The sequence below is a fragment of the Chryseobacterium vietnamense genome, from assembly GCF_031454475.1.
Taxonomy (GTDB): Bacteria; Bacteroidota; Bacteroidia; order Flavobacteriales; family Weeksellaceae; genus Chryseobacterium; species Chryseobacterium vietnamense.
In genome coordinates, this window is the sequence record NZ_JAVDQX010000006.1 from 39,004 (window position 1) to 51,843 (window position 12,840).

The following is a 12,840-nucleotide window of genomic DNA, read 5'->3' on the forward strand; positions in this document are numbered from 1 at the left end:
CCTGGAAAACGAATTATTTCCCAGACCAATCATTGCTGTTATAACCGTTAACACCGATAAACTCTATACTTTCTATTTTCATATTAGAAAAAAATTGGACAAAAGTGTTATTCCATTCTCCATGATATTGCAGTACCATACTTTTAATTTGAGAGGGAATTTCATCCTGAAAGGTAATTGTTATCCAGGGAATTTGAAATTTATTGTCCAATGCGGGCTTATCCATATTAGAATCACAAAAAAACAATCTTAGTTTATAATATTTTATACCAGTATCTGTTTTGCCGCCATACCCTAAATTTACAATACTTACATTTTTACTTAATAATTCATTATAAAATTCAGAGAAATTATGCCCATAAAACTGTGTTTTATTAGCGGCAACAGAATTCAATTTTGGAACAACTCCATTATAAAATGCAATATATTCATTTACAGACGCATGCTGAGCATTGCAGTTATACATTAAAAATATATTTATTACAAATAAACTTTTTAAAAAGATAGATTTCATATTATTTTTTTTAATAATTAAATTATGGACATTTTGATACTTTCACACCATCTTTAATTTTACCACCGCTGTACGGCACTGTTATTTGTGTTACCTCTGCATTTATCTTTTTAAGATTTCCATTCGCATCCGCTTTAGCAATACTAATACCCGCATTAAATTTATCCAAAATATAAGCCATTGCAACAGCCCTACTATCATAATCTTCTCCCGAACTATTTTCAGATGCCCCAGATTGATAATATACGTCGGCCTTATAAAATTCTATTCCCAACATACTTTTTTCTTTAATTGAATGATCTTGAGAATTATAATTTTCATCTTTTGGGTATTGGCTAAGAAATTGCTGAGCCAAAGAAGCATTATTAATGACTAAGGCATAGGTCTCTGCAGTTCCTTCGCCAGAATTGCCATACACAAAACGATATTTAAGGGCAGGGTTACCAGCAAGGGAAGTAATCATATTATATAAATCTCCTCCCGAAGGATTACCTCTATCGCCAGAGTGAGAATGCCCATCACCAATATAGGGACTTGTTAACTGAGCACTGGGAATGGTTCCATTAGAAATATTTTGTTCTACAGGTGGTGTTATTTCATACTCACCATTAGGCTTCTGACCTATCGCTACCGCCCATTCATTAGGAGCCTGAATTTTTCCTTTTAAAGCTACATCCATTTTTTGTTTTACTTCACTATTTTTTAAAATAGTATTGGCACTCGTCATTGAGCTTTCTGCTTTCTTACAAGGATCGTCCATTTCCGGTGGATCCGGGTACTCATAACCATCACCTCCTCCTCCTCCTCCTCCTCCTCCGTCATCCATTCCTATAGGATCAAATGTTTTGGGGGTTGTACCAGGTACCCACTTGCAAATTGTTTCTGACGTTGTATACGGGGTGCAATTAGGGTCTTTATCAGTACATCCTATGGTAATCCATCTGGTACTGCACTGAAAAACGGGTGTGTTTCTTGACGAAGTTGAGGTTTGAGAATCTGTTTTCTCCCCATAATCGGTGATATTGGAAAAGATAACGGCATGGAAAAAATCAATTATTCTTTTGTCATCTTTTTCAAAGAAATAGACTTTATTTCCTTCTCTTACAGCTTCCATCAGCAAAACCACTCTGTTGTCTTTTACTACAGGTACCAAAAGATAACTTTCTCCAAACTGGCCGAAAGTCATGGCATAATCCCAATACAGATCACCATATTTGCTTTTTATGTGTTCCATATTGGCTACTTTCATAAATACCTGATGTACTTTACTGATGTACACTTCGTCTTCCTTCCAGAAACTTTTTGATGAAAATCTGGCTGAAGAATTATAAGAGCGTTGCTGAGCAGAATCTTCTGTAGAGAATTCTTCATTCCGGCAACACCATAAGGTAGACAGAATGGCAAGAAGAAAGCAAAGCTGGAAAATAGTTTTTTTCATAGACATTTGTTTTTTAATGTGTTAAATATAAATTTTTTTATCACATTGATGTGATAACAGATGCAATATTATTTAGAATTTAATATCTGTACAACAACTGTTGGTTATAAAATCAATAACCAACAGTTATCATTTCAAATTATTTTATATTTGTAAAAAATACCTCCATGAGCTTAGGAACCAAACTAAAACAGCTAAGACAAGATAAAAACTGGTCACAGGCTGATGCTGCTTACCGATTAGATATTTCACAACCGGCTTATAACAAATGGGAAACAGATCAGACAAAACCCAATATAGATAAGCTGGGAAAAATTGCAGAGGTTTTTGAAACAGACATCTATGAGTTATTAGAAAATATATCTACTATTAATTTTCCAAATGCAAATTTTGAGGGCACTTCTTATGTTGTTTCTGCTGAATCAACTATCAATATGCAATCGCCTGAACTTATTGAAAGTATTCTAAAAAATCAGGAGCAGATTTCGAAACTCATTGAATCTCAAAATAAATTAATAGAAAGCCTGCTGAAGAAATAATGGAAATACCATTAATGAAGAAAACAAACACCTGCACCATAGAACATTCAAAAATAACCGTTGACGGAAATCTTATTTTTGAAAGCCCTGCCGAAACCTTTCAGGAATTTGCCAAAGAAGCTTATAAAAGTTTAGATCTCAGCTATCCTAAATTTCATAAAATGGATCATTTGAGTAAACTGGCTTTTCTTTCCGCTGAAACCATTCTGAAAGATGATGATCACAGCAGAACAGCTATTGTTTTTGCCAACAGATCTTCCAGTCTGGACACAGATTTCAAATATCAGGAAAGTATCAATGATCAGGATAACTTCTATCCGAGTCCTGCCGTTTTTGTCTATACTCTGCCCAACATCTGTGTAGGCGAAATCAGTATTAAGCACAAAATGCAGACAGAAAATGCTTTTTTTGTTTTAGATGAATTTGATGAAAATTTTTTAAACGATTATTCTGAACAAATCCTGCTGTCCGGGAAGGCTGATAAAGTATTGTGTGGCTGGGTAGAATTGTATCAGGAAAATTATAAAGCTTTTGTATATTTGCTAACCTTATAAAAATGTAACAATATAACAGTGTAATGATGTAATGATCTTTATGATATGCCGAAGCACTGATAAACCAACTTAATTATGGAAAACTTAAAAACAGAATTGAAACACAAAATTATCGAAGTTCTTAATCTTGAAGATGTATCTGTAGAAGAAATCAAAGATACTGATCCATTGTTCGGAGGAGGATTAGGATTAGATTCTATCGATGCTTTGGAATTGATCGTTCTTTTGGATAAAGACTATGGAATAAAGTTAGCAGATCCTAAAAAAGGAAAAGAGATTTTCCAGTCTATCGATACGATGGCTAAATTCATCGAGGATAACAGAACAAAATAAATACAACAATCTAACTATATAGCAATGTGGTAATTACTAATCAATTATCACATTGCTACACTGTTTTATGATTTAATACCATGAGTCAAAAAATTGCCATAACGGGAATGGGCATCATTTCCTCCATCGGAAACAATGTGGAGGAAAATTTTATTTCACTACGATCCGGAAAACATGGAATTTCAGATATAGAAATGTTTGAAACCCGTCATACGGGAGCCATTAAAACGGGTGAAATAAAATTATCCAACGAAGAACTTGCAGAGAAACTTCAGCTTGATGAAGACAATAATGTGACAAGAACTTCTTTATTGGGAATGATTGCTGCAAAAGAAGCTGTAGAAAGTGCAGGAATTTCAGATATCAATGGATACAGAACCGGATTGATCTCTTCTACCAGTGTAGGCGGGATGGATATCACTGAAAAGTACTTCTACTCTTACGAAGACTTTCCTGAAAAGCAAAAATATATTGACGCCCATGATGCCGGAAATTCTTCACTGGCTATTGCCGGTTATCTGGGACTAAAAGGCATGGTTTCTACCATCAGTACAGCCTGTTCTTCGGCAGCCAATGCTATTATGATGGGTGCAAAACTGATTAAAAACGGAGTTTTGGATCGTGTGATTGTCGGGGGAACAGATTCTCTTTCAAAATTTACTTTGAACGGTTTCAATACTCTGATGATTCTTACAGATTCCTATAACACTCCTTTTGACAACAACAGAAAAGGACTGAATCTTGGGGAAGCTGCGGCTTTCCTAGTTCTTGAATCTGAAGAAATGGTCAAAAAAGAAAATAAAAAAGTTCTTGCCTATCTTTCCGGATATGGGAATGCCAATGATGCACACCATCAGACGGCATCGTCAGACAACGGACAGGGTGCATTTTTAGCGATGCAGCAAGCCCTGAAAATTTCCGGACTGGAAAAAGAAAATATAGATTACATCAACGTTCACGGAACTGCTACTCCTAATAATGATTTATCTGAGGGAATTGCAATGATAAGAATCTTCGGGGAAAACAAAGTTCCTGAATTTAGCTCTACAAAAGCGTTTACAGGACATACTCTGGCCGCAGCAGCAGGAATTGAAGCTGTATTTTCAGTTTTAGCCATGCAAAACAGTGTCATCTTCCCAAACCTGAATTTTAAAACAAAAATGGAAGAGTTCGACCTTACTCCTGTTACCGAATTGAAAGAGAAAAACATCAATCATGTACTTTCCAACTCATTTGGATTTGGAGGAAACTGTTCCACCTTAATTTTCTCAAAATCATGAGTGCAGTATACATCAACAGTGCATCCTGTATCTCTGTTCAGGACACTTTAAACGAAAATATTCTTCAGAACCTTCGTTTTGAGAATTCTTCAAACATTATTAAAGCAATAGAACCTAATTACAAAGAGTTCATTCCGCCAGCCATGATCAGAAGAATGTCCAAAACGGTAAAAATGAGCTCTGTCGCATCACACCACGCATTAAAAGAAGCAGGAGTTGAAAAACCTGACGCTATCATTGTAGGAACAGGAATGGGCTGTTCACAGGATTCTGAAAAGTTTCTGAAAAACGTGATTGACAATCATGAAGAATTTCTTACTCCTACCTTTTTTATCCAGTCTACCCACAATACGGTAGCAGGACAGATTGCTCTGGGATTACAATGCCATGCGTACAACTTTACCTATGTAAATACATCTTCTTCACTGGAGTTTTCATTACTGGACGCTCAGCTTCAGATCAATGACGGAGAAGCAGAAAATGTTCTGGTAGGTTCCACAGATGAGCAGACGGACAGAACAATGGAGCTTTACTGCTTAAATAATACCATAAAAAAAGAAGAAGATCTTCCTGCAGATTATCTGAATTCCAATACCAACGGAGTCATCTGGGGTGAAGGTGCCAGTTTTTTCGTTGTAGGAAAAGATAAGACCGAAAAGTCTTACGCCAGGCTTAAGAATATCCACATCAGCAATAAGGTTGAATTGAATGAAGTAAAGGATTTTATCCAGAATTTCTTAGTCAGTAATAACCTTTCAAACCATGATATTGATGCTGTTATTTTAGGATTCAGCGGAGATACCGATTCAGATATTTACTATAAAAAAGCAATGGATATCTTTCCGGATTCCGCACAGCTGTATTATAAACATTTAAGTGGTGAATTCAACACAGCAAGTGGTTTCTCAACTTTCATAGCCTGCCATATCCTGAAGGAACAGCAGATTCCGGAAGTAATGATGATCAATGCTGAGAAAAAGGAAAGTATAAAGAATGTACTTCTTTACAACCATCTGGCGGGTGATGATCATAGTTTGGTATTACTGGAAAAAGCTTAATTAAAGAGAAGTAATAAAAACAGTGCTGCTGTCATTCTGACGAAGGAAGAATCTCTGCTTTTTATATGATAGATTTTTCATTTCGCTTCGCTACACTCAAAATGACAAAATGGGTATAAATTCAAGAAGTTTAACAATAAAAAACAATCAGCAATGAAACATTATCCCTTCATCCTGTTCTATATTTTCTGCAACGTTTTTATTTATGCGTTCCACGGGAGCTTTTGGGTATACTTGTTTTGTTTTTTTGCTTTTTCTGCGGTAGTTGTCTGGGGTTCATTTGATATTGAACTGGGATATTTTGTTAACAGCATTACTCATAAACGTACTAAAATCAAGGAAGTGGCTCTTACGTTTGATGACGGTCCCACTGAATTTACGCCAAAGTTTTTAGACCTGCTTAAAGAGCATCAGGTAAAAGCCACCTTTTTCTGTATCGGGAAACAGATTGAAAAATATCCTGAGACATTTCAGAGAATTATTGCAGAAGGGCATATAATTGGTAATCATACCTTATCACATTCTAATTCTACCGGATTTTTATCAACTTTAAAAATGATTGAGGAGATTGAAAAGTGTGATAAGATCATGAAAAATGTGGGAAATATTAAGACCAATCTCTACAGACCACCTTTTGGGGTGACAAATCCCAATATTGCAAAAGCAATCAAAAAGACCAATAAAGACAGCATCGGATGGAATGTAAGATCATTGGATACCATCATTGACGATGAAAATAAAATATACAACAGAGTAACCAAAGGCCTGAAAAAAGGAAGTATTATCCTCCTTCACGATACCTCGGAAAAGACGTTTCGTGTGCTGGCCAATTTATTAGTATTTTTGAAGGATAAAAAATATACAACCTTTACTGTTGAAACAGTGATAAATTCAAATAGAAATGATTAAAAATATAGCTTTCGGAGTGTTCTTACTGGTTTCCGGTTTCTTTTTTGCACAAAGCACACCTATGTCAGGAGCTGAAGCCAAAGCATTTGTATCTAAGGTTTCTTCAGAAACGAAAGAAATTAAAACGTTGCAGAGTGATTTTACCCAGACCAAAAAAATGGATTTTCTGGATAAAAGTATTGTTACCTATGGAAAAATGTCTTTGCAGACACCCAATATGCTGAGCTGGAAATACACCAAACCATATCAGTACAGCATCGTTTTTAAAAGTAATAAAATTTTCATCAATGATCAGGGGAAAAAATCTTCTGTAGATGCCAAGAGTAAAACATTTGAAAAAATCAATAAGCTGATTGTAGGAAGCTCAAACGGAACCATGTTCAATGATCCCGAGTTTACCGTAACTTATTTTAAGAGCGGAAATTACAATGTGGCAAAGTTTATTCCCAAGACTTCCCAGCTGTTGAAATACATCAAACAGATTGAGCTGTTTTTCCCAAAGAACCAATCAACGGTTTCACAGGTGAATATGACTGAAGCTTCCGGAGATACAACCAATATTGTTTTCAAAAATACCAAGATCAATGCTTCCATTCCTGCGTCAGAGTTTACTTTATAGCCTGATTCTGATCCTGGCTGTTTCCTGTAAAACGTATAAGTTAACGGAAGTACAACCTGTTTCCTCTTCTGAAAAGCTGGTGGAAAACTTATACTTCTCCTCCGGTGAAGATTACGTTTACAAATGTCAGATGGATATTTATAAAAACCATATAAGTGGTATTCTGATCATCAAAAAACTGAATGAAACAACGCATCGTGTGGCATTAACTTCAGATTTTGGGAATAAACTGATTGATTTTGAAGTTTCTGACAATAATTTCAAGCTGAATTATGTACTTCCTGATCTGGATAAAAAAATAGTCATCAACTTCCTGAAAAACGACTTCCAGCAGCTTTTGAAAAGACAGTACCCGGTAAGCGAAAGTTTTGAGAATGACAATGCTAAAATCTTTCTTTCCAAAATTGAGAATAAAAGCTATTATTTATTCTTCAACAAGGAAAACGGTTTACTGAAACAGATCATTTACACGAAAAATAATAAGGAAAAAATCGATTTTACTTTTGATGCAAAAAAACCTATCTTCGCGGATAGCTTAAACTTACAGCACAAAGATTTTAAGATCAATATAAAACTATTTCAAATAACCGAAACAGAGTAATTTCCGACAGGAAAGACTGTACAACGTACAAATATTGTTTTCAACCGAAATGTATTGTACATTTAATCTTAAAAAATAAGATCATGCAAACCATTCTTACAGACTTTTATACTTTAACATCATACGATAAGACAGAAGACGGAAAGTTTACTGCTCATATTCATCTTAATAAGGACCATGATATTTTCAAAGGACATTTCCCCGGAAATCCGGTAACTCCCGGTGTTTGCATGATGCAGATTATTAAGGAGCTCACTGAAGAATTTACAGGTTCAAAATTGTTTCTGAAAACAGCATCCAATGTAAAATTCATGGCGATTATCAATCCTTTTGAAACCCCTGATCTGATACTGCATCTTGATATTGCTGAAAATGAAGAAGATGTTAAAGTAAAGAATACCACTTCTTTTGGCGAGACTATTGCATTGAAAATGTCTGTAAGCTATAAAAAATTACCCTCATGAAACTAATCTTATCATTCTTTGCAGCATTTGTTTTTCTCTTTCAGTCTGATCTTGAAACTCTGAGAAACAGCTATGCTAAAGCCACTGAATCTAACAGCAATACTCAAAACTTTATTGATACTGCAGAAAAGCAATCCGGTTCTGATGCAGTAACTGTAGGATATAAAGCAGCAGCAAAGATTATGGAGGCAAAAATTGCTAAAAGTAATAGAAAATCTCTTGTAAAAACAGGAGCTACAAGTCTTGAAGCGGTTATCAAAAGTAATCCTAATAATGCAGAACTTCGCCTGATCAGAATGAGTGTTCAGGAAAATATTCCAAAGATTGTAGGGTACCGTGGAAGCCTGAAGGATGATAAAGCTTTCCTGTTGAATAATTACAGCAAACAGAATACAGCCCTGAAAGGCTATATCAAAAGGTTTGCAACACAATCTAAAACTATGACAGAGGCAGAAAAAGCCACTTTAAAATAAAAAAATGTTCCTTGCTGCAGTACAAAATGCTATTTCTGAAAAGAAGATATGCATTTTAATACCTACCTACAATAATGAAAAAACTCTGAAAAGGGTTATTGACGGTGTTCTCGATTACACCGAAAGTATTATTGTGGTGAATGACGGTTCCACAGATTCTACGTTACAGATTCTTTCTCAATATCCTCAGATTATGGTTATTTCCCTTCCGGAGAACAAAGGAAAAGGAAACGGTCTTAAAACAGGTTTTAGAGCAGCAAAGAAGTCAGGATATGATTATGCCATCACTATTGATTCGGATGGCCAGCATTATCCGGATGATATTCCGGTATTTGTAGAAGCTCTTCTTCAGGAAAAAGAGGACGTTCTTCTGATCGGAAACAGAAATATGTCTCAGGATGGTATTCCTAAGAAAAGCAGTTTTGGAAACCGTTTTTCCAATTTCTGGTTCTGGTTTGAAACCGGAATCAAGCTGGAAGATACACAATCCGGCTACAGACTTTATCCTTTACATAAAATTCCAAAGAAATATTTTACCCCAAAGTTTGAATTTGAGATCGAGATCATTGTAAGAACCGCATGGAGACATGTTCCGGTAAAAAATGTTCCGATCAAGGTTTTGTATGATCCGGCAGAACGTGTTTCACATTTCAGACCTTTCAAAGATTTTACAAGGATCAGTATTCTGAATACAATTCTGGTAACGATTACTTTATTTTATATTATTCCGAGAAACTTCGTGAATAATTTCAAAAAAAAAAGCTTTAAAAGATTCATACAGGAAGATGTCTTAGAAAGTGACGGGAGCAACCGTACCAAAGCATTTTCTATAGCACTGGGAGTTTTTATAGGGCTTTCGCCTTTCTGGGGATTCCAGACGCTTCTGGTTATCAGTTTATCTGTACTTTTCAAACTCAACAAAGTACTAGCCTTTGTAGCATCCAATGTAAGTCTTCCACCTTTTATTCCCTTTATCATTGCGGCTTCTCTTTTTCTGGGAGCACCGTTTGTAAGCGGTAACAGTGATATTTTAAGTCAGGATTTAAACTTTGAGCTCATTAAGAACAATCTTCTCCAATATGTAATCGGTAGTTTTATTTTAAGTATTACACTTTCTGCTCTTGCAGGGATAGCTTCTTTTTTGTTTTTGAATAAAGTAAGCCCGGAAAACAACTAAAAAAGCCCGGACAATGTTCCAGGCTTATCACACAATAAATTAGTCCTATTTAGAAACAATTATCTTTTGAGAGTAATCAATTGAGTTATTGCTCACTTTCACAATATAAGCTCCATTGATTAGTTTTTGTACATTGACGGTATTTTGCTTGTTAAGATTGATATTTTCTTTAGAGATAAGCTTTCCTGTAAAGTCAAAGATAGAAACCGTAGTAATTCCTGATAGTTTCATATCGGATGGGGTTTTTATCATGAATTCATTTCTTACAGGATTCGGATAGATCGATATTCCTTTAGAATTATCAGTTTCTTTTACGGCCAATGCACATTCTGCAGGAACTGTAAAGTCTTCTACCTGATCACTCATTTCCGGTAAAGGTTGATTTGAACCCATTGCTAAACCATTTAGGGCCCCTGCAGATGCATTAACTCCTAATCCTCTTTTAGCGAATGTATTCCAGATCATACATTTATTTTCTCCTCCTGTGGAAGCCTGATCAGCAGCAAGAATAGCATCTCTGCCCTGAGCAAACGTTGGGTTACACGGCTGTAATTTAAGAGCATCCACTACCAGCTGTAAAACTCTTGCACTTCCGCTGTTAGGATCTGCCAGAACATTACTGTTATACCCATACTTCTCTACATACTTCCAGTTAAGATCCCAGAGCATACTTGCCCAGATAAATCCAATACTATGAACATCTGGTATTGTAATAGGGGTTCCCGAGACATTTGAGTTTATTTTCATGCCGTTTGTACGCCCGTAAGTATAATTATTGATTGCAAAATCAGGGGAATATTTTGCAGGTCTGATTCCTCCTGCGGTGGTAGCTTGTCCTGAAACAAAAGTTCCTATACCTCTGGCTATAGAAGAAGTATCTCCAGGTCTGGTTGTCATCATCAAAGCAAAGAAATCAGACCATCCTTCCCCCATTTGTTCATTTGATGAAACAAAATACAAGCACGAATCTCCTGTTCCGGTAAGTCGGTTAGAAATACCATGTCCAAATTCGTGGCTGATGACTCCGTTGTCTAAGCTTCCATCTTTATAAACTGCGGTGGTTTTGATTGTTGCATTGCCAACAATACCGTTAGTCAGATCATTTACCAGAAACTGGCCTTCTGTCATCCCCACCATAATGGTTGGAATTGTAATCGTAGTATCCGTTCCTGACATTGTTATCGGAGTATTGCTATACGGGTGGTATTGTATAACCCCTACTGCTCCTGCATTTTGCAAATTCTTTGTTTTGATAGTAAAAGCACATCCTGCAGCATTTACCACAGCAATCTTTCCTGTAAGACTTCCCGGGGTGACTGCAGTACATGCGTCAGCCGGCGTTGAAAGGGCAAGATCTCCTGTTACAGGAGGATTACCCATAATCTGAGGTCCAAAACTTGCAGTAGTAGCAGCCGGAGTTCTGGAGGTATATGTTGATGGTGCATTATAATAAAGATATCTTATCCCTCCACTAGGCGAGAAAAGGTACATCTGCATTCTTCCGCTTGTACCATCAGCTCCCGCGCTAAAGTTGGCATTATTAGTACCACCGCCATCTCTTGATTCTGCCAGAACAGGGTCGTTACCGGCACCTCCGTTTCCAAAATTGTTTACCTGGTAATTTCTTGCAGATTCTGTAAAACCAAATTTATAAAATACGTCATGCATTTTATTTGTATTATAGAATAAATTAGTTACAGCTGCCGACGTATAAGTAGTATGGGGTGCTGTTACATCCAATGGAAAGTCAAATGCTCGGTTTGTTCCTCCATCCGGATAAAACTGTGGTGTATTGAGGTTGTTCTCATCTGTATAGGCAAATGAATTATTACCTCTTGTTATTGTGTAATGATTAGTACCATCAGAATGCCAGCCTTCGGGTGAAGCGGTCAGATCCCAGGGATTAGTAAGAAGTGTTCTGCTACCGAATGTGGGGGCTTCTGCAGGGAATGCAAATACGTTATAAGTAGCATTATCTGGTGTTAATACAAAGTTGGCAGGTTTCTGCAGGTTTGCAGCAGCTTCAGCAGAGGAAAGAACTGGTGGAAGATGCTCTAGCTGTGATTCGGAGTGGTGATCATAAGCTTCGTCGTGAAAACGGCATGATAAAGTAGTATTTTCCTGATATAAAATAGTACCATCTTCTGTACTGACAATAGTGTTCCATACATTACTGGACTCTTTTTCTTCAACATAGAACTGATATCCCAGAACCAGCTCACCACCTTTTGCAACGTAAACTGTCTTTATATGAGTTGGTTTTTCTTTTCCATCAACATCTTTTACAGTATGCTTCCCATTAAGTTTTTTAATGGTTTCTGCAACTAACAGTTCTTTTTTGTCATTCTCTTTTCCTTTAACGGAGGTTGGATACACTCTAATAAACGTATCAGCAAGGCTTAATACTTTTCCATCCCTGATTAATACATTAGCAGAGCTCCCAAAAACAGGAATTCCATTAACCGTTTGCTGTATTCCTACAATATCACCTTTCAAACTTTTTGAAGGATCTACATTGATGACAGTAAACGTCTTCAACTTTTCATCTATTCTTTGAAAAGACGTTTTCTCAGAGTTGAAATAGTTGGTAATAATCTGTTCGTACTTTTGTGCTGAGATCATTCCAAATCCTGAAAAGAAACCCAATACTAAAAGTTTAAGAGTAAATTTTGTTTTTTTCATTGCTTCATATTTAATACACGCAATAAAAAATATAGCATATATAAAAACAAGAAAAAGACGGACAAAACAAATATTACATAAACAAATGGAGCATTTTAAGATAAATGATTAAAAAAAAATTAAAAATACAGAGAATTTCAAAATTTCAACAATGTAAAAAAAAATACAATAACTCTATATTTAGTGGTTTATTTATTAA

The 12,840-nt window shown here is 36.0% G+C and carries 14 protein-coding genes; 11 read left to right on the plus strand and 3 right to left on the minus strand.

Features of this window, described 5'->3' with window-relative positions:
* Positions 1–13: 13 nt before the first annotated feature.
* Both J2786_RS19945 and J2786_RS19950 read right to left on the minus strand, forming a co-directional pair.
* Positions 14–514, minus strand: a complete 501-nt coding sequence (locus J2786_RS19945) for a hypothetical protein (protein WP_156121371.1) — start codon at positions 512–514, stop codon at positions 14–16.
* 22 nt (positions 515–536) lie between these two features.
* On the minus strand, positions 537–1,952 hold the full coding sequence (locus J2786_RS19950; protein WP_047429001.1) for a hypothetical protein: 1,416 nt from the start codon (positions 1,950–1,952) through the stop codon (positions 537–539).
* A 167-nt stretch (positions 1,953–2,119) separates the two neighbouring features.
* On the opposite strand from J2786_RS19950, the gene J2786_RS19955 reads away from it, so the two are divergent.
* The 11 genes from J2786_RS19955 to J2786_RS20005 all read left to right on the plus strand — a co-directional run bounded on the left by J2786_RS19955 (position 2,120) and on the right by J2786_RS20005 (position 9,959).
* A complete protein-coding gene (locus tag J2786_RS19955; protein WP_047428999.1) occupies positions 2,120–2,491 on the plus strand; it encodes a helix-turn-helix domain-containing protein in 372 nt (123 codons plus the stop codon).
* A 14-nt stretch (positions 2,492–2,505) separates the two neighbouring features.
* Positions 2,506–3,045, plus strand: a complete 540-nt coding sequence (locus tag J2786_RS19960; protein ID WP_047429054.1) for a 3-oxoacyl-ACP synthase — start codon at positions 2,506–2,508, stop codon at positions 3,043–3,045.
* A 75-nt stretch (positions 3,046–3,120) separates the two neighbouring features.
* Complete coding sequence (locus tag J2786_RS19965) at positions 3,121–3,378, plus strand: phosphopantetheine-binding protein (RefSeq protein WP_034692439.1); 258 nt, start codon at positions 3,121–3,123, stop codon at positions 3,376–3,378.
* Between the two features lie 80 nt (positions 3,379–3,458).
* The gene (locus J2786_RS19970) at positions 3,459–4,658 is read left to right on the plus strand and encodes a beta-ketoacyl-[acyl-carrier-protein] synthase family protein (protein ID WP_047428997.1); all 1,200 of its coding nucleotides are present in this window, start codon (positions 3,459–3,461) and stop codon (positions 4,656–4,658) included.
* Entirely contained in the window at positions 4,655–5,716 is a 1,062-nt protein-coding gene (locus tag J2786_RS19975) for a beta-ketoacyl synthase N-terminal-like domain-containing protein (protein WP_047428996.1), read from the plus strand. The genes J2786_RS19970 and J2786_RS19975 overlap by 4 nt, the downstream gene beginning before the upstream one ends.
* Positions 5,717–5,869: 153 nt before the next feature.
* The gene (locus tag J2786_RS19980) at positions 5,870–6,625 is read left to right on the plus strand and encodes a polysaccharide deacetylase family protein (protein ID WP_047428993.1); all 756 of its coding nucleotides are present in this window, start codon (positions 5,870–5,872) and stop codon (positions 6,623–6,625) included.
* Positions 6,618–7,244, plus strand: a complete 627-nt coding sequence (gene lolA2 / locus J2786_RS19985; RefSeq protein WP_047428991.1) for a flexirubin biosynthesis/transport protein LolA2 — start codon at positions 6,618–6,620, stop codon at positions 7,242–7,244. Before J2786_RS19980 ends, lolA2 begins: the two co-directional genes overlap by 8 nt.
* The gene (gene lolB2, locus J2786_RS19990; RefSeq protein WP_047428989.1) at positions 7,210–7,845 is read left to right on the plus strand and encodes a flexirubin biosynthesis protein LolB2; all 636 of its coding nucleotides are present in this window, start codon (positions 7,210–7,212) and stop codon (positions 7,843–7,845) included. Before lolA2 ends, lolB2 begins: the two co-directional genes overlap by 35 nt.
* Before the next feature lie 83 nt (positions 7,846–7,928).
* On the plus strand, positions 7,929–8,309 hold the full coding sequence (locus J2786_RS19995; RefSeq protein WP_082001922.1) for an ApeI family dehydratase: 381 nt from the start codon (positions 7,929–7,931) through the stop codon (positions 8,307–8,309).
* On the plus strand, positions 8,306–8,782 hold the full coding sequence (locus J2786_RS20000; RefSeq protein ID WP_047428987.1) for a hypothetical protein: 477 nt from the start codon (positions 8,306–8,308) through the stop codon (positions 8,780–8,782). Before J2786_RS19995 ends, J2786_RS20000 begins: the two co-directional genes overlap by 4 nt.
* 4 nt (positions 8,783–8,786) lie before the next feature.
* Positions 8,787–9,959 carry a DUF2062 domain-containing protein gene (locus J2786_RS20005; RefSeq protein ID WP_047428986.1) on the plus strand — a complete coding sequence of 391 codons (1,173 nt, stop codon included), beginning with the start codon at positions 8,787–8,789 and terminating at the stop codon, positions 9,957–9,959.
* A gap of 45 nt (positions 9,960–10,004) precedes the next feature.
* Here the strand turns inward: J2786_RS20005 and J2786_RS20010 are convergent, their stop codons facing one another.
* Positions 10,005–12,641 (minus strand): T9SS-dependent M36 family metallopeptidase, encoded by a 2,637-nt coding sequence (locus J2786_RS20010; RefSeq protein ID WP_052186876.1) that lies wholly within the window; start codon positions 12,639–12,641, stop codon positions 10,005–10,007.
* Positions 12,642–12,840: the final 199 nt, after the last annotated feature.

Bases quoted from the DNA above. Each gene is read 5' to 3' on its own strand.
- J2786_RS19945 (WP_156121371.1), bottom strand. From the start codon at position 514: ATGAAATCTATCTTTTTAAAAAGTTTATTTGTAATAAATATATTTTTA.
- J2786_RS19950 (WP_047429001.1), bottom strand. From the start codon at position 1,952: ATGAAAAAAACTATTTTCCAGCTTTGCTTTCTTCTTGCCATTCTGTCT.
- J2786_RS19955 (WP_047428999.1), top strand. From the start codon at position 2,120: ATGAGCTTAGGAACCAAACTAAAACAGCTAAGACAAGATAAAAACTGG.
- J2786_RS19960 (WP_047429054.1), top strand. From the start codon at position 2,506: ATGAAGAAAACAAACACCTGCACCATAGAACATTCAAAAATAACCGTT.
- J2786_RS19965 (WP_034692439.1), top strand. From the start codon at position 3,121: ATGGAAAACTTAAAAACAGAATTGAAACACAAAATTATCGAAGTTCTT.
- J2786_RS19970 (WP_047428997.1), top strand. From the start codon at position 3,459: ATGAGTCAAAAAATTGCCATAACGGGAATGGGCATCATTTCCTCCATC.
- J2786_RS19975 (WP_047428996.1), top strand. From the start codon at position 4,655: ATGAGTGCAGTATACATCAACAGTGCATCCTGTATCTCTGTTCAGGAC.
- J2786_RS19980 (WP_047428993.1), top strand. From the start codon at position 5,870: ATGAAACATTATCCCTTCATCCTGTTCTATATTTTCTGCAACGTTTTT.
- lolA2 (WP_047428991.1), top strand. From the start codon at position 6,618: ATGATTAAAAATATAGCTTTCGGAGTGTTCTTACTGGTTTCCGGTTTC.
- lolB2 (WP_047428989.1), top strand. From the start codon at position 7,210: ATGCTTCCATTCCTGCGTCAGAGTTTACTTTATAGCCTGATTCTGATC.
- J2786_RS19995 (WP_082001922.1), top strand. From the start codon at position 7,929: ATGCAAACCATTCTTACAGACTTTTATACTTTAACATCATACGATAAG.
- J2786_RS20000 (WP_047428987.1), top strand. From the start codon at position 8,306: ATGAAACTAATCTTATCATTCTTTGCAGCATTTGTTTTTCTCTTTCAG.
- J2786_RS20005 (WP_047428986.1), top strand. From the start codon at position 8,787: ATGTTCCTTGCTGCAGTACAAAATGCTATTTCTGAAAAGAAGATATGC.
- J2786_RS20010 (WP_052186876.1), bottom strand. From the start codon at position 12,641: ATGAAAAAAACAAAATTTACTCTTAAACTTTTAGTATTGGGTTTCTTT.